Below are 20,802 nucleotides of genomic sequence, written 5' to 3' on the forward strand. Positions count from 1 at the left end.
TAACTTATGAATATAGCAATTGTCGGCACTGGTTATGTAGGTTTGGTGTCAGGTACTTGTTTCGCAGAAATGGGTGCGAAAGTGACTTGTATTGATGTAGACCAGGAAAAAATAGAGAAACTTCAGTCTGGAGAGATGCCTATTTATGAACCAGGCTTGGAGGAATTGGTGAAACGTAATGTAGGGTATGGGCGACTTAATTTCACAACAGAACTTACGTCTGTACTTGATGAAGTAGAAGTGGTATTTAGTGCTGTAGGTACACCGCCGGACGAAGATGGGGCTGCTGATTTAAAATATGTGTTGGCAGTAGCTCGGCAGTTTGGGCAAAACATTAATAAGTATACTATTTTGGTAACAAAATCTACAGTTCCGGTAGGTACAGCAAAAAAAGTAAAAATTGTTATTCAAGAAGAGCTGAATAAGCGCGGAGTGAATATACCTTTTGATGTGGCTTCTAATCCAGAGTTCTTGAAAGAGGGGGCTGCCATTAAAGATTTTATGAGTCCTGACCGCGTGGTTGTAGGTGTTGAAAGTAAGCGTGCTGAAGAGGTGATGACAAAACTCTATCAGCCTTTTCTTCTTCAAAACTTTCGTGTGATTTTTATGGATATTCCTAGTGCTGAAATGACGAAATATGCGGCTAATGCCATGCTGGCCACTCGTATCTCATTTATGAATGATATTGCGAATCTTTGTGAATTGGTTGGGGCAAATGTACATCATGTTCGCCGTGGAATAGGAACTGATACACGTATTGGAACTAAATTTCTGTATGCAGGTTGTGGTTATGGTGGCTCTTGTTTTCCTAAAGATGTAAAAGCTTTAGTACACACAGGTATGGAGCATGGTTATCGTATGCGGGTAGTTGAAGCAGTGGAAGAAGTGAACGAGAGTCAGAAGGAAATTGTATTTAAGAAATTACAAAAGATGATGCCGAAAGGCGACACTTTACAAGGTAAGGTTGTTGCAGTACTAGGGTTGGCTTTTAAACCTGAGACGGATGATATGCGTGAAGCACCGGCATTAGTGGTGATTGATAAATTGTTGAAAGTAGGTGCAAAGGTGCGTGTTTTTGATCCTATTGCTATGGTAGAATGTAAACGCCGTATCGGTGATGTTGTAACTTATACTGATAATATCTATGATTGTGTGGATGGTGCATATGCTATGTTATTAATGACTGAATGGCGCCAATTCCGCTTGCCTTCGTGGAACGTGATAAAGAAAGTTATGATTGGCAATATTATTGTGGACGGACGTAATATTTATCATCGTGAAGAACTTGAAGCAGAGGGGTTTGCATATACTACTATTGGTGAATAATTATAATATATGAGAGTGAAAAGTACTAGTTTTGAATGTTGTTGATTTTTTATGATAATTAGTGTATGCAAGATTATGGTTTAGTATCAATTATTACTCCTACATGGAACTGTGCTGCCTTTATTTGTAATACAATCAAAAGTGTGCAGGCCCAAACATATACTAACTGGGAGCTTCTAATTCAAGATGATTGTTCTACAGATGGAACTGATAAAGTAATAACTCCATTGGAAGATGAAGATATTCGTATCAAATATAGGGCTAATTTGCAGAATAGTGGTGCTGCTATTACTCGTAATAATGCATTGAAAAGAGCTAAAGGCAGATGGATTGCTTTTTTGGATAGTGATGATATGTGGATGCCTGAGAAGTTAGAGAGACAGTTGAGATTTATGGTGGAGAATGATTATGCATTTACTTATCATGAGTATGTGGAGATAACGGAAGAAGGAAAGGAGCTTGGTGTATATGTAAGTGGACTTAAAAAGGTCAATACATTTCATATGTTTGCTTGTTGCTGGCCTGGATGCCTGACTGTGGTGTATGATGCTGATAAAATCGGACTGATTCAGATTAAGGATATACGTAGGAATAATGATACAGCTATATGGTTAAAAGTGATAAAGAAAACTCCTTGTTATTTATTGAGAGAGAATCTTGGTTGCTATCGTAGACGTAAGGGAAGTATTACCCCACCATCAGTGACTAAACGTATTTGGGCTCATTATCCATTATTTCGTGTGGCTGAAAATATGAATCCGATAATTGCCTGTTTCTGGACATTGATGAATGTATTAGGTAATGCTTATAAGAAAATCTTCTATGTAAAAAAATATCTTCCATCTTTGCGTTGATACGTGTTACATAGCTGTACTGTCAAAATTTTATGTTTCTAGTTCAATAAAAAATATTCTTTATAAAAGGTTACCAAGCCATTAAGTATGTGATGTTTTACTTAAAAAGCTTATCATTCCAGCAATATAATTATTTTAATCATGAAAATACCATTTTCTCCCCCTTACATTGATGACACTGTCATCAATGAAGTGGTTGATTCCTTACGTTCCGGTTGGATAACCACCGGGCCTAAAGTAAAAGCATTGGAAGGAGAAATCAAATCTTTTTCCGGTGCGCAAGAAGTGCTTTGTGTAAATTCCTGGACTTCGGGCGCTATTATGATGCTTCGTTGGTTGGGAGTAAAAGCAGGTGATGAGGTTATTGTGCCGGCATATACGTACAGTGCTACGGCATTGGCGGTGTTACATGCCGGTGCTAAGCCTGTTATGGTGGATTCGGGTACGGACTTCAATATCTCGGTAGATGCTATTCGTAAGGCAATTACTCCGAAAACAAAAGCGATTATTCCGGTAGATATCGCAGGCTTTCCTTGCGATTATGGGCGGATTATGGAGTTGGTTACTGCACCTGAAATACAAGAAATGTTCAAGACGGAAAGCCCGGTACAGGAAAAATTGGGACGTGTTCTTGTAATGAATGATGCTGCCCATTCCTTGGGAGCGTATTACAGTAAGAGCCAGCGTACCGGCTGTGAAACGGATATTGCTATTTTCTCTCTCCATGCTGTAAAGAATGTGACGACTGCCGAGGGCGGTGCTATATGTCTGAATCTACCTGCTCCCTTTGATAATGCGGAGCTTTATAGGGAACTCCGTATGATGAGCTTGAATTGCCAGACTAAAGATGCTTTCTCCAAATCCAAAGCCGGCGGTTGGCGTTATGATATTGTTGGCCTGGGTATGAAAATCAACATGGCCGATGTAAATGCCGCTATCGGTCTTGCCCAGATACGGGAGTATCCGAAACTGTTGCAGGAAAGGAAAAGAGTATTCGATACATATACCCGGGCTTTCGAAAATTGTGATTGGGCGGTTATCCCGCCTTCGATAAAAGGGGATAAAGAAAGTTCTTATCATATTTATGCACTACGTATCAAGGACTTTACCGAGGAGCAGCGTGACCGGATGATTGATGAAATCTCTAAAAGCGAAGTCGCTGTGAATGTGCATTTTATTCCGATGCCAATGTTGTCGTTCTTTAAATCTTTGGGGTATGATATAAAGGACTATCCCCAGGCTTATGAAAATTATAAAGGTGAAATATCACTGCCTGTTTATCCGCAATTAGATGAAGAAAAGCTGGCCTTTATCATTCAGACTGTGAAGAAAGCATATGATAAAGTAGCAGGTAATAGGGTTGCAGAGCAGTAGGATAAGGTTATGATTCGTTTTTTTGATATTCTTTTCTCCCTCTTAGGGCTTCTTCTGTTATCTCCGGTTTTTCTTATTCTTTATATTTTAATTTGCCTGGAAAGTAAGGGCGGTGGGTTTTATCGCCAATTACGCGTTGGACGCTATGGTAGGGATTTCTATGTTTACAAATTCCGTTCTATGCGTGTAGGTGCTGATAAGCAAGGACTGATAACTGTGGGCGGGCGAGATTCCCGGATAACCCGTATCGGCTATTTCATCCGGAAATATAAGTTGGATGAATTACCCCAGTTATTTAATGTCCTTAAGGGGGATATGAGCTTGGTAGGTCCACGTCCCGAAGTACGTAAATATGTTGAATTGTACACGGAAGAACAACGGAAAGTGTTATCCGTACGGCCGGGTATAACAGACTATGCCTCAATAGAATATGTAGATGAAAATACCATATTAGGGCAGGCGGAAGATGCGGATAAAGCTTACATAGAGTTGATTATGCCCGATAAAATCAGGTATAATATGAAATATATCGATAATCATTCTCTAAAAGAATATTTTAAGATAATCTTTTTGACGTTTTGGAGTATCGTACGCTGATAGCAATAGGCTGATGTGATTTCGTTTATCTTATTTGGATACTGTCGATAACTTCGCCTATTTACTGTTTTCATATATTTCTTGATTATAAAACTGAATAAAAAGGAGGTATTGCCATAATTTGAAATCCTCTTAGAGGATATACATCGATACGTTGGCAATTTTATTGGAATAGCCGTTCTTTGGTGTCATAAAACCAATAAAAACAACAAAATTATGGCAGTAGTAGCTTATTTAAGAGTAAGTACAGAAAAACAGTTCTTGGAAAACCAGCGGGAGGAGATTATACGTTTCGCGGAACGGAACGGGATGAGTATCGACAAATGGTATACGGAGACGGTCAGCGGTAGTGTGAGCAGTAAAGAACGTAAGCTGTCGGGCGTGCTGGATAGTATGCGTCCCGGTGACTCCCTGATTGTTACGGAAATATCACGGTTGAGCCGTACGCTACTTGAGATTATGACTATTCTTAATTCGTGTATCAAGAAAGAAGTGATATTGTATAGTACCAAAGAGGGATATGTTTTTCAGAATGATATTAATAGTAAAGTCCTGGGATTTGCTTTCGGTTTAATGGCGGAGATTGAGCGTAATCTGATTTCCATGCGTACCAAGGAGGCGCTGGCACGCAGGAAGCAGGAGGGGAAACGTTTAGGGCGTAAAAAAGGGGATATGCCTAAGATGAGGATACTTACCGAGAACAAGAAGCAACTGCTTAAAGAACGAAAGAAAGGAACATCCTGTTCTGAACTGGCCCGGCAAATGGGGGTATCCAGAACAACGATGTTCCGTTTTTTGCATCAATAAGAACAGCCCTGGAATATCTGATAGGAGCATGCCATAATTCATCTTGGATTATACGGATTTACACAAGCAGCTAACGGGATTTTTAAACAGCCTTGTGTAAATCCGTATAGTCTATGGTGGATTATGGGTTTTGGTGTCCCCGCTTATGCAGATTCTTCAATTCGAAGGAAAGCATAATGCGGAATAACCCTATAATGAGGAAGGCGAATGAAATCATGTAGACTGCATATATAGCTCCGACGGCGGGCTGCCATAGGATGATAAGCGAGCATACAATGGCGAGGATGCCCAATACGATATACCAGCCCCAGTCTTTTGTACCGTATCTTTTTAAGTCCATAGCATAACCGGCAGACGAGAATCCCCGGAACATCAGCCAAAAGGCAATGATAAACGGAATGACTTCCATGCTTACCAGCGGATAGGCTATCAGGTAGAATCCTAAAATCATATCGATAATACCGCCTGCCAGATACCACCCCCAACTGGATACCCTTTGTCGGTTACTCGCTGCAAAAGATATTTCCAGCAAGCCGCTTACCAGCATGGAAATGCTGAATAAGATACTTAATGCCGCATATCCGTTGAAAGGGAAGAACATTAAACTCAAAGCTACTACAATGTACAAGATGCCGAGAATCAGCGAAATCCACCAGTTCTTTACTTCCTGTCTTAGTTCATCGAAAATTGTTTTCATGTGAATCGTAAATTAAAAATGATTATTATAAGTTTGTTTGTGGAATAACAATTTACGGGTAGAAAAGTTTCTATTGAACCTTTTAGGCATCTTGTTTGTTATTATACTGTATAAATTGATAAAACTATGGCTATAACAAAATTTAAAGGACAACCGGTGAAAGTAATCGGTGAATTTATAAAAGTGGGCGCAGTTGCCCCTGATTTCGAGTTGGTAAAGACGGATTTATCTTCTTTCTCATTGAAGGAGTTGAATGGCAAGAATGTAATTCTTAATATTTTCCCGAGTCTGGATACCGGCGTATGCGCCACTTCGGTGAGAAAATTCAATAAGTTGGCAGCCGGTTTGCCGGATACTGTCGTGCTGGCTATATCGAAAGACCTGCCATTTGCCCATGCCCGTTTCTGCACGACGGAAGGTATCGAAAATGTAATTCCGTTGTCTGATTTCCGTTTTTCGGATTTTGATGAAAACTACGGTGTACGTATGGCAGACGGGCCGTTGAGCGGTTTGTTGGCGCGCGCAGTGGTTGTCGTCGGCAAGGACGGAAAGATTGTCTATACGGAACTTGTTCCGGAGATAACGCAAGAGCCGGATTATGACAAGGCGATTGAGGCGGTTAAGAAATAAACCCTTTAGACTTAACCATATATAACGGAAAACGGTGGATGAGGAAATTTTCTTCATCCACCGTTTTCCGTTTATTGTTTTTTCTGTTTCATTCCTTTATAGATAAGGAAACCTACGACCAGCACTGCGATTGCTATAATGATATAACCTATTTCATGGCTGTATTTCGTAGCCAATATATACACATCATTGGTCGTTTTAATGTCTGTAAACCGGTATATGAGATAACCCAATAGAGCCAGTATCGCATTCCATATTCCGGCGCCGAGTGTTGTATAAAGCAGGAATGGCCCTAACTTCATTCCTGCAAGTCCTGCCGGGATGCTGATGAGCTGGCGTACTGCGGGGATAAGACGTCCGAAGAACGTGGAGGCTGCACCATGTTTTCTGAAATACTCTTCGGCATGGTGAATTTTCTCTTCATCGATAAGGCACATATGGCCGAAACGGCTGTTTGCGAATTTGTAGACGATAGGACGGCCTAACCAGCGTGCAAGATAATAGTTTATGAGTGCGCCGAGGTCTGCGCCGATAGTTGCGAAAATAACGACAAGAAAAATATTCATACTTTCATCGGTCATTGCTTTCCATGCGGCCGGCGGCACTATGACCTCCGAAGGAAACGGGATAAATGAACTCTCGATAGTCATGAAGATAGTGACTACCCAATAATTCAGATTCTCAAGTACCCATTTGATAAGTTCTGCTGATGATTCCATATTCTATACTTGTGATTAATGGTTTATTACATTCTTATTGTAGTGCATTCAGGATATCTTTCACCAATTTCGCCAGTTCTTCCCGGTTTTCGCTTTCCAACAGCTTCTCCATTTTCGCCAGCTCCTCCAGTTGGAACGGTTGCTTGCAAAGTTGGTTGTATTTCAGGAAATTCTCTTTGTCTTTCAGCAGGACATAAAGAGAAACCAGCTTTTCGTTGATATTCTTGAATTGGGGGTCTAACTCCTTGACATGCTCAAAAGCCTGTAGTGCATAACTCAGATGTCCGAGCTCCAGGCTGTACATACCGATTTCATCCCATGTGTCGGCGTATGGCGCATACTCTAAAGCCAGCGCCCATTTTTTTATCGCTTTGTCCGAGTTGCCGTTCTCCATATACAGGCGGCCTTCGATTAAGTAAGAATCCACATCTTCCGGGTCTATTTCGTGGGCTTTCTTGAAATACTGGTTCGCTTTGCGCTTTTTTCCTAATTTGTAAAGGCAAAGCGCTGCATGTGCATATAAGGAAGGTAGAAACGCAGAATCGGTATCCTTGTTTTGGATAGCCGCTTCGAGGTGTTGGTATCCTTGTTCCCAATTTCCCTGGGCTATTTCATTCAATCCGATGAATGTCTGGAGAAAATCGGGTTCGATAGCGTTGTATTTCTCCGCTATCGCATAATTCTCCAGGGCGCTTTCTTTATTTCCCAACTGAAAGAAAGCATGTCCTTTCATTATGTAAGCTTCGGCGAATTCTTCATCTGCCACATTTGCATAATCGCATGCTTCGATAGCTTTGTCGAACATCTGCTGCTCGAAATAGCAACGTGCCAGTCCAAACCAGTAAGATGCCGAGTACGGGTTCTTGTCTATCAGTTTGTTATAGAACACCTCGGCTTGCTGGTTCTCGCCTCGCGCATGGAAGCAATCGGCTGTGGCGGCAATGAACGCTTCGTCATCGGCATATTTGTCCAATCCTCCTTCCAGCCACGGTTGCGCTTTCTCCGGATAACCCATATCGATGTACATATAGGCTATATCCACGATGTTGGCCAGGTCGTCCTTATCTTCTATGGTGTCGAGAAGCTGTTCCGCTTCCTCCATTTTGCCTTCGCCCAGAAGAATGTTAGCCTTCAGCACCTTTACTTCCGGGGAGTAATCCTCGGAAATCCGGTCTACCGTCTGCTTGGCTTTATCCCTTTCCTGGGAATCCATGAAAAGATAAGCCTGCTCCACTAATAAAGGAGTACTGCCGGGATGTATGTTCAGCCCGTATTCTATGACTTCGGCGGCCTGTTCGTCTTTTCCGTGCATGGCATACCAGTCGGCAAGGTCGGCCAAATCATCTGCGTCCAGATAGATTGCTTTGTTTTCGGCTTTTGCTGCCTCATATTGCTCGGCAAGTTCTTGCAACTCTTTGTCTCTTCCGGATAGCAGGTTCTTTTTACTCATTAACTCTGATGTATTATTTGTTGATTTTACCCCAAGTATCTTTCAGTCCTACGGTGCGGTTGAATACCATTTTTTCCGGTGTAGAGTCGCGGTCTACGTTGAAGTAACCGATACGCTGGAACTGTAAGTAGGAGAGAGGCTTCATGCCGGCAGCGTATTTCTCGATATAGCAGCATGGCAGTATATGCAGGGAGTCCGGATTAATCATCTCCTTCATGGCTGTCAGTGCATCGCAGTTCTTCGCTTCACGAATGGCAGCCAGCTCGTCGCGCGGATTCTCCACTTTCCACAAACGGTCGTACAGGCGTACTTCGGCTTGCAGGCAGTGGGCGCAGCTTACCCAATGAATCGTGCCTTTTACTTTACGGTTGGCTCCGGGCAGGCCGCTCTTGCTGTCGGGGTCGTATTCGCAATAAACTTCCGTGATTTCTCCGGCGTCGTTCTTCTTGCAGCCGGTACACTTCACGATGTATGCACTCTTCAGGCGCACTTCCTGTCCCGGTGTCATGCGGAAATACTTTTTCGGAGCATCTTCCATGAAATCCTCGCGCTCTATCCACAGTTCACGGCTGAATTCGATACGGTGGCTGCCTTCTTCGGGACGTTCCGGGTTGTTGACGGCTTCCATTTCTTCGACCTGTCCTTCCGGATAATTGGTAATGATAAGCTTCACCGGGTTCAGTACGGCGGATATGCGGGTGGCACGGGCATTCAAATCTTCGCGTACGGCGCTTTCCAGCAACGCAAATTCGTTGAGGGCGTCGTAGGTGGTGTAACCGATTTTGTCGATGAACTTATGAATGGACTCGGGTGAGTAACCGCGACGGCGGAAACCGCAGATAGTCGGCATGCGGGGGTCGTCCCAACCGTTGACAAGGCCTTCTTTTACCAAAGTCAGCAGGTTACGTTTACTCATTAGCGTATAGCTCAGGTTGAGCTTGTTGAATTCGTACTGGCGGGGACGGTGGTCGTTGAGGTCTTTTCCGTCTTTCACCCAGTCTACGAAGAGGTCGTACAACGGGCGGTGAGGTACGAATTCCAGCGTACACAAGGAATGGGTGACGCCTTCGAAATAGTCGCTCTGCCCGTGGGCGAAGTCGTACATCGGATAAGCCTTCCATGCAGTACCTGTACGGTGGTGCGGATGCTTCACTACCCGGTAGATAATCGGGTCGCGGAAGTGCATGTTGGGGCTTGCCATATCGATTTTGGCACGGAGCACCATGGCGCCTTCCTCAATCTCGCCGCTGTTCATCTTCCGGAACAGGTCGAGCGTTTCCTCAATGGGGCGGTTACGGTACGGGCTTTCTATACCCGGTTGGGTAGGAGTACCTTTCTGGGCGGCAATCTGTTCGGATGTCTGCTCGTCGATATACGCCTTGCCCTCTTTGATGAGGCGGATAGCGAAGTCCCATAATTGCTGGAAATAGTCGGAAGCATAATATTCGTTGCCCCATTGGTAACCCAGCCATTGGATGTCTTCCTTGATAGCCTCTACATACTCCACATCTTCTTTGGTGGGGTTGGTATCATCGAAACGCAGGTTGCAGACACCACCGTGTGCGGCAGCGATACCGAAGTCCAGACAGATAGCTTTGGCATGCCCGATGTGAAGGTAACCGTTAGGTTCGGGCGGGAAGCGTGTCTGCACTTTTCCGTCGTTTTTACCCTCTTTCAAATCGTTCTCTACTATTTGTTCAATGAAGTTCAGGCTCTTCTTTTCGCTTGTTTCTTCGCTTTTAATTTCTGCCATAATGCTGTTATTATTCGTATAGTGGCGCAAAGATAGTGCAAAAATGTTATTTCACGGGAATATATCCGCTCTTTTTAATGATTTCCTGCCCTTCGGACGACCATATGAATTGCAGAGCGGCTCTGTAAGAAAAAACATGTTACAGCGATGTTACATGCGGCGCATGTTTATGTATTGTAACAGGTTTGTAATATGTTTGAAACATTTCCTTCAAACGATAGTCACACTACCTTAACATGTACCCCGTTTCTTTGCATACGGAAACCGGGCAGGCAATATGAAAAAGCTCGTGGGAAGATTATGTGGCGGGGTGCTTGGGAGGAGGAGAACTCACCACAGAGGACACAGAGTCTCACAGAGTTTTCTTCTTTTTGTTGCAGATTACGCAGATTAGTTATAGATTTAGCCTATAAAACCCTATAAAACTCTGTGAGACTCCGTGCCCTCTGTGGTGAAAAACATTATGATTGTTCAAACTTAAAATACGGAATTATGGTAAAGTTTATCGAATCAGAACTCGTCTTGCTGAAAAAGGAAATAGACGAAATGTGGACTTTAGTGTATAACCAGCTCGACCGTGCAGGAGAAGCCGTGCTGACTTTAGACCGCGAGCTGGCGCAGCAGGTATTGGTGCGCGAACGCCGTGTCAATGCTTTCGAGCTTAAGATAGACAGTGATGTAGAGGATATCATCGCCCTTTATAATCCGGTTGCTATCGACTTGCGCTTTGTGCTTGCCATGCTCAAAATCAATACGAACCTGGAACGGCTGGGCGACTTTGCCGAGGGAATAGCCCGTTTTGCCATTAATTGCAAGGAGCCGGCTTTGGACAGCGAGTTGGTGAAAGAGTTGCGGTTGGAGGAGATGATAAGCCAAGTGCTGTCGATGCTCGAACTTGCCAAGAAAGCCCTTCAGGAAGAAAGCCAGGAAATGGCGACCACCGTGTTTGCCAAGGATAACCTGCTGGACGAAATCACCGCCGACGCCACGGCAGTCCTTGCCCGCTATATCGGTAAGTATCCCGAGAGTGCACTCTCCTGCCTGCATCTGGTCAGCGTATTCCGCAAGCTGGAGCGTTCCGGAGACCACATTACGAATATCGCAGAGGAAATAGTATTCTTTATCGACGCAAAGGTGCTGAAGCATAGCGGACGTACGGACGAATACTATCCGAATGATAAGAAATAGGCAAGTTTTTAGGATAATTTTAGTGTTTCATGGAAAATAACCCTATATTTGTCCACTGAAAACGATTGCAGATGTAGAAAAATGCTTTGAAATGATAATAAAATCAAAAGATTTTAGGAAAAGATGTTATAAGACATGTTTTTTAATTTGGTTGGTATCACGAAAAGCGCCTATATTTGCAACGTTATCCTGAAAACAATCTTTTTACCTTAAAAAAAAACTAATACCTATTGAAAACTGAAAAAGGAGGCTTTGTGAAAAGCTTCCTTTTTTTCATGCCTATATGAGAGCCTTTTTGTATCTTTGCAGCATCCCGATAAGGGAGAATATCTAATTTAAATTGTAAACAGGCTTATGTTTTCCGGAATAGTAGAAGAATGCGCCACCCTGGTGGCTATGGTCAAAGACCAAGAAAATGTACACTTTACTTTTAAGTGTTCGTTCGTGAGTGAATTAAAAATAGACCAGAGCGTAGCTCATAATGGTGTGTGCCTTACGGTTGTCGGCATGACGGATGATACCTATACGGTAACGGCTATGAAGGAGACTTTGGAACGCTCCAACCTCGGTTTGCTGGAGATAGGCGACGAAGTGAACGTAGAGCGTAGCATGCTGATGAACGGCCGGCTGGACGGGCATATCGTACAGGGACATGTAGACTGTACTGCAACCTGCACCGATATAAAGGATGCCGAAGGAAGCTACTACTTCACGTTCAAGTATGAGTTCGATAAGGAAATGGCCAAACGCGGTTATATCACCGTAGACAAAGGTTCCGTAACCGTGAACGGCGTCAGCTTGACGGTGTGTAACCCCACGGACGACACTTTCCAGGTAGCCATTATTCCCTACACCTTCGAGCATACCAACTTCCATACCTTCAAGGCGGGCAGCGTGGTGAACCTCGAATTCGATATTATCGGTAAGTATATTAGCAGAATGATACAATATCGCTGAAAAACCTTTTCCTTATGAATGATTTCTTGCAATTAGCCGCTTCGCGCCAGAGCGACCGGGCTTATGACATGTCCCGTACGGTAGAGCCGGAGAAGCTGGAACGTATCCTGGAAGCCGCCCGGCTGTCGCCTTCGGCGTGTAATGCCCAGCCGTGGCGGTTCGTGGTGGTTACCGAACCGGAACTTGCCGTAAAAGTAGGTAAGGCTACTGCCGGATTGGGAATGAACAAGTTTGCCAAAGACGCCCCGGTGCATATACTGGTCGTAGAGGAGTCCATGAATATCACCTCTTTCTTGGGGGCTAAGATTAAGGACAAATATTTCCCGCTGATAGATATAGGCATTGCCACCGCCCATATCACGCTGGCAGCGGAGAGCGAAGGATTGGGGTCGTGTATCCTGGGGTGGTTCGACGAGAAGGAGATAAAGAAGCTTACCGGCATTCCTGCCCATAAGCGCCTGCTGCTCGATATAACGATAGGCTATCCGGCAAAAGAGAAACGGAAGAAATCGAGGAAGCCCAAAGACAAGGTCATTTCCTACAATCATTATTAACGGCTATGCCCTGAACGGTGCGACGGAATGTCCGGCGTTCAGGGCATAGCTATACTTAAGGAGTTCCGGCAGAGAGCTATAAATCCTTCAACAGTACTTTGCTGGCGCTCCTGTAATACTCCTCCCGCGCTTTCATCAGCGTTTCCCATTGTCCGTGGAACTCTTTATCCTTGTCTATCTTGAAATCTTCGGAGCCGTGGGTATCCAGCTTGTCCAGCAGGAGAGCCACGTTTAGCTTGTTGATGTCCATAGAAGGCTGGTAGGCGATGTCCTGGCTTTTGGCATCGGTCACCACCTCGTGCAGAAGATTGATTTCCTGCAACTCGTAGAGGGTCTGGTTGGTTAGGCGTATGGGAATCTGGCATTCCTCCGATATATCCTCCGCCGTGTACGGCTGCTCGTTCTGCTCAAAGCGTTTGGCTATGAGCGACATGATAAGAATGGAAATAAAGTCGCGGTAGCGGCGGCTGATGTTGCGGGCATCCTTGTCGAAGCTGAAATTCCGGATGTTCTGCCCGGCATATGTCAGCTCTGCCCCGAAAAGGCAGATTGTCCAGGATATTTGCAACCATAACAGGAACATGGGGAGCGCCGCGAAACTTCCGTAAATGGCATTGTAACGGGATACCCATAACTGGCTGCTGATGTAGAGAAACTGGAAAGCCTGGTGTGCCGTACCTGCCAGGATTCCCGAAATCAGCGCATGCTTGAACTTGACTTTCGTATTGGGCATAAACACATACAACCCCGTAAACATAAACCACGTCAGGGCAAACGGGATGAGGCGGATTAGGAATTTGCCGATAGGGGCGAGCAGGGTGAAGTCCTCCACATTCTTCAGCATGGTACTCATAAATATGGAAAGACCGCCTGAAACCACCAGCAGCAGCGGTATCAGCAGCAGCATGGAGAAATAATCGGTGATTTTGCGGTACATGCTACGTGCCTTCTTTACCTGCCAGATGCGGTTAAAGGTGATTTCCATGTTGTTAATCAGGTTGAGTACCGTCCACAACAGCATGATTAATCCCACCCCGATGAAGATGCCGCTTTTGGTTTGCGACAGATAAGAGTTGACGAACTGGAAGATAACTTCCGTCGCTTCCGACGGACCGCCGAAGCCCTTGACGATTTGGCTCTCCATAAGATTGTCGAAGCCAAACCCGCGCGCAATCGCGAATACGATAGCCAGGATAGGTACGATAGCGAGCAGTGTACTGTACGTCAGGGCAGATGCCTTGTTTACGAGCCTGTCTTTGGTAAAGCGGTTGACGCAGAGGTAAATGGTCTTGATAATATTGTATATGGAGAAAGTCGTTTTAGTGACTTCATCTTCCGTGATGCGCCAGATATCGTAGGTCAGGAACTTCCAAAGGGCTGCAATACGCTTGCTCATAATGAATCGGGAATTGGAAACCGGGAATCGAAAAATAAAGCCCCTACCGGAAAGGATGCTGTCATCTTCCAACCCTTCTGTTTTTAATTTTAAATATAAAAAAGCAGCCGGTCTGTAAGCCGGGTTCTGTATCCTCGGTAAATGGAGAATGCCGCATTGTTCATGTTTCATTCCCCATTGAAGCGAGGCGCCTGTCATTTATCTGAGCCGTATGTCGCCATACGGCTTTAGCGGTCTACCCTCCGGCATGGAGCGAGCAGCTCTCATAGCGCCGGTTTACATGACCTTACAACTCCCAAGACGTACAGCCCTTGTGTCGCCACAAGGCTGGTAGGCTCTTACCCCACCTTCTCACCCTTACCGCAGCCCGGAGGTTGCGGCGGTCATTCTCTTCTACGTTACTCTACCCTCGCGGACAGCTTTCTGTTAGGAAGTAGGATGCTCTGTGTTGCCCGGACTTTCCTCATGCGCACGAGGCGCAGGCGACAAGCCGACCGACTGCTTTGTCCTGCAAAGATAGGAATTTCTTTTGTGATTGGCGAGTAGTGGCGGGTGATTTGTTCGTATGGACGCTTTATTTGCATAATTTATTAAAAACACTGAAAAAGTGTATCTCTTTCGGAATAAATTGTTAGCTTTGCTATCATTAATAACCCCCAAACCCTGATAGCCCATGAAAAAGTTCGTCTCACTCTTTGTATTGCTTCTTTTTATAACCTTTCTTGCAGCCGCTTCGGAAACGGGCGACCGCAGCATACCGGTGGAGATAGCACAGCTTACCGACAGTTTAAAACAACAGTTCGCACCGGATAAACGCGTGGCTTTGCTAGACGTGGATTATTCTTTTTCCGGTAAGAATGTGATGTTGCGCGGCGTCACCACTTCGGCAGAGGCGAAAGCGGTTTTGCTGAAAGAACTGGCAAAGAGGGGATATACCGTAATGGACTGCCTGCAACTCCTTCCAGACGGAGAAGGGCTGGAGGGCAAAACATATGGCATTATCAACGTCTCTGTGGCAAACCTGCGTGTAGCTCCCGATTTTTCATCGGAAATGATGACGCAAGGATTAATGGGCATGCCCGTGCGCGTGTTGCAACGCGACGGTTGGGTGCGCATCCAGACGCCCGACGACTATATCGCATGGGTACATCGCGTAGGCGTGCATCCCGTAACTAAAGAAGAAATGGCTGCGTGGAACGATGCGGAAAAGATTGTGGTAACCTCGCATTACGGCTTTGTCTATTCCGAGCCGAACCGGGCTTCGCAGACGGTGTCGGACGTCGTGGCAGGCAACCGCCTGAAATGGGAAGGGAGTAAAGGGGCTTTTTATAAGGTGGCTTATCCCGACGGCCGCCGGGGGTATATCTCCAAATCCATAGCGATGCCCGAAAAAAAGTGGCGTTCCGGCTTAAAGCAGGATGCCGCCAGTATTATCCGTACAGCGCACACGTTGATTGGAATTCCCTACCTATGGGCGGGAACCTCGTCCAAAGGCGTGGATTGCAGCGGATTTATGCGTACCGTACTCTTTATGCACGACATCATTATCCCGCGCGACGCCTCCCAGCAAGCCTATGCAGGCAAGCATATCGACATCGCACCCGATTTCTCCAACCTGCAACCGGGCGATTTGATATTCTTCGGCCGCAAGGCAACTCCGGAGCGGAAAGAGCGTGTGGTGCATGTGGGGATGTATATCGGCGGCAAGCGCTTCATCCATTCGCAGGGCGATGTGCATATCAGCAGTTTCGACCCGGCAGATGAACTGTTCGATGAATACAATCTCGGGCGGTTGTTGTTTGCCACGCGCGTGTTACCTTATATAAATAAAGAGGCGGGGCTGAATACGACAGAAACGAATGAATATTATAAATGATAATCCGGCTAACAGCTAAAACTTCAATAACATGCAAAACAGAAGAGACTTTTTAAAGACCGCCGCCTTTGCCGCCTTGGGTTCGGGTATGGCTATCAATAGTGTACTGGCAGGAGAGGGTGCTGTGCCGGCTTTGTTCAATATCAACAAAAGTGGGGCTACGCCTAAGATGAAATTGCGTTTCTTTCCGTATGAACTGAAGTTGCGCCATGTGTTTACGGTGGCTACCTATTCGCGTACCACTACGCCTGATGTGCAGGTCGAGATAGAGTACGACGGTATTACCGGCTATGGCGAGGCGTCCATGCCTCCCTACCTGCAACACGAGCTGGGTACAATGGATAGCGTGCTGGCTTTCCTGAAGAAAGTACAGGATGTTATCGGGCGGTTCTCCGACCCTTTCCAGTTAGAGGATATCCTGGGCTATATAGACAGTCTTTCCGCAGGAGATGCGGCGGCAAAGACAGCGGTAGATATCGCCTTGCACGACCTGGTGGGCAAGTTGTTACAGGCTCCCTGGTACAAGATATGGGGGCTGGATAAGGAGAAAGCACCTTCCACCACGTTTACTATCGGCATCGATACGGCCGATGTAGTGCGCGAAAAGACCAGGGAATGCGCAGAGCAGTTCAATATCCTGAAAGTGAAATTGGGACGCGATAACGATAAGGAGATGATTGAAACTATCCGTTCCGTAACCGACCTGCCCATTGCCATTGATGCCAACCAGGGCTGGAAAGACAAACACTATGCGCTCGATATGATTCATTGGCTGAAGGAGAAAGGCATCGTTATGATAGAGCAGCCCATGCCCAAGGAGCAGTTGGACGACATCGCATGGGTAACCCAGCAAAGCCCGCTGCCGATTTTTGCCGACGAATCCATTCAGCGCTTAAAGGATGTAGCGGGGCTGAAAGATGCCTTTACGGGTATCAATATCAAACTGATGAAGTGTACCGGTATGCGTGAGGCATGGAAAATGGTGACGCTGGCACGGGCTTTGGGCATGAAGGTAATGGTAGGATGTATGACCGAGACATCATGCGCCATATCCGCTGCCTCGCAGTTCTCGCCGGCCGTAGACTTTGCCGATTTGGACGGTAGCCTGCTGATTGCCAACGACCGCTTCAAAGGTATGGAAGTGGTGAAGGGAAAGATTACGTTGCCGGATTTGCCGGGTATCGGTGTAGTGAAAATCTAAATGCGTATGATGATTTGTAATTCATAACTCATAATTCATAATGTATAACTCATAACTCGTAATTCATAATTTATAAATCTCTCCGTTTTCCCATGAAGAAACTATTATATACCATATTCCTATTTCTCCTCGCTTCCGCCTGCGGCACGAGGCCGGAGAACAAGCCATATAGCTGGGACGACGATTTGCACCAGCGGCTGCTTACTGATTTCTGCTTGACGGAATCCCAGGTAAAGGACTATATCAGGAAATACATTCCCGATGTAACGGACGAGCAGATGAGGCAATGGGAAGCATCCAATGCACTGGAGTGCATGATACTGGACGGTGAAAAACGCTATTTCCGTAATGCCGCCCCCAATCTGTTCCGTATAGATTCCGCCTGCTATGATATAAAGATAGCCAAAGAAGGTACGGCATTGAGTGGAAGCGATAAGGTGAACCGGGAGAACCTGCCCGAAATCATTGCCGCCGTAAAGGAAAGCGGCAAGGCGGTTGCAGTTCCTAAACGGATGCGCGTTACCTATACGCTGACGGTGGATACGAATGCCGTTCCTGCCGGTAAGATTATCCGTTGCTGGTTGCCCTATCCCCGTAGAGACCAGGCGCGCCAGCAGGATGTGAAGTTTATCTCCGCCAGTGAGCCGGAGTATATCCTCGCTCCGCAAGACAGCCGGCATAGTACGCTTTATATGGAGAAGCGTGCCGTAGAGGGCGAGCCTACCGTATTCTCCGAAACATTCGAATACACATCCTGCGGGGAGTGGCATAATCTGCAAGCGGAAGATGTGCAGCCCTACGATACCACTACCGCTCTTTACAAGGAATATACCGCCGAGCGGGATAAACACATCGTTTTCTCCCCGCGTCTGCGTGAATTGGCTGCCAAATTGACAGCAGGCGAAACGAATCCCTATCTGAAAGCGAAACGCATCTTCCGTTGGGTCAACGACAACTTCCCCTGGGCTTCCGCCCGCGAATATTCCACGATAGAGAATATTCCGGAATACGTATTGGACAACCGCCACGGCGACTGCGGCCAGGTCAGCCTTCTGTTTATCACCCTGTGCCGCATCAGCGGCATTCCCGCACATTTCCAAAGCGGATTTATGATGCATCCCCGTGCCTGGAACCTGCACGACTGGGCGGAGGTGTACTTTGAAGGAGTAGGGTGGGTTCCTGTAGACCAGTCGTTCGGAGTGCCCGTCTTTGCCCGCGATGCCGATGAAGAATACTTCTTCCTGGGCGGTATCGACTCCTGGCGCATGATTGTGAACAGCGATTACGGTATGCCGTTAGTACCGGAAAAGAAATATCCGCGCAGTGAAACCGTAGACTTCCAGCGTGGCGAGGTAGAGTGGGAGGGCGGTAACCTTTATTTCCCGCAATGGAGCTATCATATGGAGATTGATTACCTTAATTATTGAGGTGCGGTATACATCTTCGCAACAGACGGTGTGTTTACCCCGAACACACCGTCTGTTTGCCCTCAACGCATCGTCTGTTACAGGCAAACGGACGGTGCGTTTTTATTTCGCCTATCTGTCAGTATTTTAACAGACAGCAATCGTACACAAATGCTAATTTGTCAGCTTCTGCCGTTAACCGCTGTTAAGCCCTAAATATTCACTGTTAAAAGAGAACAAAAAAGAGTGACAAGCGGAATAACTGAACGATTTTTGTCGTTATTTTAACGTCAGAATGTTAAATGAGATTTGAATATTAACAATTAAAGAGAATAAGAGTAATATGAAACAGACAACAAAAAACATCCTCGGAGTTGCAGCCATTGTAATTCTTAGTTCGGGGGTAGCCGGTATTACCACCTATAAGATGCTGCATAAGGAAGAACCTGCTACGTTTAGCGAGTTGTTCAAGCAGAACCCTAATAATTTGCAGTTGGCTGCTTATAATGCAACGGATGCGCAGCCTGTTGATTTGACGCAAGCGGCAGAGAACTCGGTTCATGCCGTGGTACATATACGTGCAAAGCAGTTGAGCAAGACTCAGACGGTGCAGAGCATGCCGGATATCTTCGACTTCTTCTTCGGCGACGGCCGCGGACAGCAACGCCAGATACAGACCCAGCCGCGTGTAGGCTTCGGTTCCGGTGTGATTATCTCTAAAGACGGCTATATCGTGACAAACAACCACGTAGTAGAGGGAGCCGATGAAATTACCGTAAAGCTGAACGACGACCGCGAGCTGAAAGGACGCATCATCGGCACTGACCCCAGTACCGACCTTGCCCTGATAAAGATTGAGGGCGACGATTTCCCCACAGTGCCGGTAGGCAATTCCGACGAGCTGAAAGTAGGCGAGTGGGTGTTGGCGGTAGGTAACCCCTTTAACCTGAACTCCACCGTAACGGCAGGTATCGTCAGTGCAAAAGCCCGTGCTATCGGTGCTACCGCTTCCAACGGGCAGGCTGCCAACATCCAGTCCTTCATCCAGACGGATGCGGCAATCAACCAGGGAAACAGTGGCGGTGCGCTGGTCAATGCAAGAGGCGAGCTGGTAGGTATCAACGCCATGCTGTATTCGCCTACGGGTGCATATTCCGGTTACGGTTTTGCAATCCCCACCAGCATCATGACAAAAGTCGTAGCCGACCTGAAACAGTTCGGTACGGTACAGCGCGCTTTGCTGGGCATCACCGGTACTACGCTGGGCACAGACCTGCAAATGGACGAAAGACTGGCTGAGGAAATGAAGAAGAAAGCAGACGAACTCGGCGTACAGGAAGGTGTCCTGATTGCTGAAGTCGTAGAAGGCGGTTCGGCTGCCGGCGTATTGAAGTCGGACGACGTTATCATAGGGCTCGACGGCAAGAAAATACATAAGTTCACCGATTTGCAGGAAGCACTTGCCAAGCACCGTCCTGGTGACAAGGTGAAGGTAAAGGTAATCCGCGACAAGAAGGAGAAAGAGTTCGAGTTGACCCTTAAGAATTCCCAGGGCAATACGAAAGTCGTGAAAGACGCCGGAATGGAAATCCTGGGTGCAGCCTTCCGCCCGGTATCTTCCGAGCTGAAGAGACAGCTCAACCTGGGTTACGGCCTGGAGGTTACCGGAGTATCCGGCGGTAAAATGGCAGATGCCGGTATCCGCAAGGGATTCATCATCCTCAAGGCAAACGGCGTACAGATGAAGTCGGTAGACGATATGGAGAAGGTGCTGAAAGCCGCTACCCAATCCCCCGACCAGGTACTGTTCATCACCGGTATGTTCCCGTCGGGCAAGCGTGCAAGCTACGCCGTAGATTTGACACAAGAATAACAAAAGAAGGTAGGATAGGTAAGAAGATTGTAATTTTAGCAAACAAAGACGAAAAAGAGGGTGTCGGCAGATACATGCCGACATCCTTTTTGTTATATAAAGTAAGATATAAATAAGGTGAAAAAGTACAGGTAAGTTTGTTTG

Annotated in this window: 18 protein-coding genes and 1 other RNA gene; 13 read left to right on the forward strand and 6 right to left on the reverse strand. The window is 46.2% G+C overall.

Annotated elements, in window-relative coordinates; genetic code table 11:
• Window positions 1-6: 6 nt before the first annotated feature.
• The 5 genes from C233_RS0113360 to C233_RS0113380 all read left to right on the forward strand — a co-directional run bounded on the left by C233_RS0113360 (window position 7) and on the right by C233_RS0113380 (window position 4,958).
• Window positions 7-1,326, forward strand: a complete 1,320-nt coding sequence (locus tag C233_RS0113360) for a UDP-glucose dehydrogenase family protein (RefSeq protein WP_018668078.1) — start codon at window positions 7-9, stop codon at window positions 1,324-1,326.
• 65 nt (window positions 1,327-1,391) lie between these two features.
• On the forward strand, window positions 1,392-2,180 hold the full coding sequence (locus C233_RS0113365) for a glycosyltransferase family 2 protein (RefSeq protein ID WP_018668079.1): 789 nt from the start codon (window positions 1,392-1,394) through the stop codon (window positions 2,178-2,180).
• 141 nt (window positions 2,181-2,321) lie between these two features.
• Window positions 2,322-3,554, forward strand: coding sequence for a DegT/DnrJ/EryC1/StrS family aminotransferase (locus C233_RS0113370; RefSeq protein ID WP_018668080.1), 1,233 nt, complete (start codon window positions 2,322-2,324; stop codon window positions 3,552-3,554).
• A gap of 9 nt (window positions 3,555-3,563) precedes the next feature.
• Window positions 3,564-4,151: a sugar transferase gene (locus tag C233_RS0113375; RefSeq protein WP_018668081.1), complete on the forward strand. Its 588-nt coding sequence runs from the start codon at window positions 3,564-3,566 to the stop codon at window positions 4,149-4,151.
• A 216-nt stretch (window positions 4,152-4,367) separates the two neighbouring features.
• On the forward strand, window positions 4,368-4,958 hold the full coding sequence (locus C233_RS0113380; RefSeq protein WP_018668082.1) for a master DNA invertase Mpi family serine-type recombinase: 591 nt from the start codon (window positions 4,368-4,370) through the stop codon (window positions 4,956-4,958).
• 121 nt (window positions 4,959-5,079) lie between these two features.
• Here the strand turns inward: C233_RS0113380 and C233_RS0113385 are convergent, their stop codons facing one another.
• Window positions 5,080-5,655, reverse strand: a complete 576-nt coding sequence (locus tag C233_RS0113385) for an HdeD family acid-resistance protein (protein ID WP_018668083.1) — start codon at window positions 5,653-5,655, stop codon at window positions 5,080-5,082.
• 126 nt (window positions 5,656-5,781) lie between these two features.
• On the opposite strand from C233_RS0113385, the gene tpx reads away from it, so the two are divergent.
• Entirely contained in the window at window positions 5,782-6,285 is a 504-nt protein-coding gene (gene tpx, locus C233_RS0113390) for a thiol peroxidase (RefSeq protein WP_018668084.1), read from the forward strand.
• 71 nt (window positions 6,286-6,356) lie between these two features.
• Here the strand turns inward: tpx and C233_RS0113395 are convergent, their stop codons facing one another.
• Genes C233_RS0113395 through C233_RS0113405 form a run of 3 tightly spaced genes read right to left on the reverse strand, consistent with a single transcriptional unit; the run spans window position 6,357 to window position 10,207 of the window.
• Window positions 6,357-7,004, reverse strand: a complete 648-nt coding sequence (locus C233_RS0113395) for a DedA family protein (RefSeq protein WP_018668085.1) — start codon at window positions 7,002-7,004, stop codon at window positions 6,357-6,359.
• A gap of 34 nt (window positions 7,005-7,038) precedes the next feature.
• Complete coding sequence (locus C233_RS0113400) at window positions 7,039-8,454, reverse strand: tetratricopeptide repeat protein (RefSeq protein ID WP_018668086.1); 1,416 nt, start codon at window positions 8,452-8,454, stop codon at window positions 7,039-7,041.
• Between the two features lie 13 nt (window positions 8,455-8,467).
• Window positions 8,468-10,207, reverse strand: a complete 1,740-nt coding sequence (locus C233_RS0113405) for a glutamine--tRNA ligase/YqeY domain fusion protein (protein ID WP_018668087.1) — start codon at window positions 10,205-10,207, stop codon at window positions 8,468-8,470.
• 492 nt (window positions 10,208-10,699) lie between these two features.
• Here C233_RS0113405 and phoU point away from each other — a divergent pair, with 492 nt between their 5' ends.
• The 3 genes from phoU to C233_RS0113420 all read left to right on the forward strand — a co-directional run bounded on the left by phoU (window position 10,700) and on the right by C233_RS0113420 (window position 12,906).
• Window positions 10,700-11,395 (forward strand): phosphate signaling complex protein PhoU, encoded by a 696-nt coding sequence (phoU, locus tag C233_RS0113410; RefSeq protein WP_018668088.1) that lies wholly within the window; start codon window positions 10,700-10,702, stop codon window positions 11,393-11,395.
• A 354-nt stretch (window positions 11,396-11,749) separates the two neighbouring features.
• The gene (locus C233_RS0113415) at window positions 11,750-12,352 is read left to right on the forward strand and encodes a riboflavin synthase (RefSeq protein ID WP_018668089.1); all 603 of its coding nucleotides are present in this window, start codon (window positions 11,750-11,752) and stop codon (window positions 12,350-12,352) included.
• 14 nt (window positions 12,353-12,366) lie between these two features.
• Window positions 12,367-12,906, forward strand: coding sequence for a nitroreductase family protein (locus tag C233_RS0113420; RefSeq protein WP_018668090.1), 540 nt, complete (start codon window positions 12,367-12,369; stop codon window positions 12,904-12,906).
• A gap of 76 nt (window positions 12,907-12,982) precedes the next feature.
• Here C233_RS0113420 and C233_RS0113425 read toward each other — a convergent pair whose 3' ends face one another.
• Together C233_RS0113425 and rnpB are read right to left on the reverse strand one after the other, a co-directional pair.
• Window positions 12,983-14,302 (reverse strand): YihY/virulence factor BrkB family protein, encoded by a 1,320-nt coding sequence (locus C233_RS0113425; RefSeq protein ID WP_018668091.1) that lies wholly within the window; start codon window positions 14,300-14,302, stop codon window positions 12,983-12,985.
• A gap of 99 nt (window positions 14,303-14,401) precedes the next feature.
• An RNA gene (gene rnpB, locus C233_RS23265) (RNase P RNA component class A) lies at window positions 14,402-14,804 on the reverse strand.
• A gap of 171 nt (window positions 14,805-14,975) precedes the next feature.
• On the opposite strand from rnpB, the gene C233_RS0113430 reads away from it, so the two are divergent.
• The 4 genes from C233_RS0113430 to C233_RS0113445 all read left to right on the forward strand — a co-directional run bounded on the left by C233_RS0113430 (window position 14,976) and on the right by C233_RS0113445 (window position 20,658).
• Window positions 14,976-16,178, forward strand: a complete 1,203-nt coding sequence (locus C233_RS0113430) for a C40 family peptidase (protein WP_018668092.1) — start codon at window positions 14,976-14,978, stop codon at window positions 16,176-16,178.
• Between the two features lie 31 nt (window positions 16,179-16,209).
• Window positions 16,210-17,379 carry a dipeptide epimerase gene (locus C233_RS0113435; RefSeq protein ID WP_018668093.1) on the forward strand — a complete coding sequence of 390 codons (1,170 nt, stop codon included), beginning with the start codon at window positions 16,210-16,212 and terminating at the stop codon, window positions 17,377-17,379.
• Window positions 17,380-17,471: 92 nt separating this feature from the next.
• Window positions 17,472-18,806, forward strand: a complete 1,335-nt coding sequence (locus C233_RS0113440; protein WP_018668094.1) for a transglutaminase-like domain-containing protein — start codon at window positions 17,472-17,474, stop codon at window positions 18,804-18,806.
• Between the two features lie 322 nt (window positions 18,807-19,128).
• A complete protein-coding gene (locus tag C233_RS0113445; RefSeq protein ID WP_018668095.1) occupies window positions 19,129-20,658 on the forward strand; it encodes a Do family serine endopeptidase in 1,530 nt (509 codons plus the stop codon).
• The last annotated feature ends 144 nt before the right edge of the window (window positions 20,659-20,802 follow it).

The sequence above is a fragment of the Bacteroides gallinarum DSM 18171 = JCM 13658 genome (assembly GCF_000374365.1).
Taxonomy (GTDB): Bacteria; Bacteroidota; Bacteroidia; order Bacteroidales; family Bacteroidaceae; genus Bacteroides; species Bacteroides gallinarum.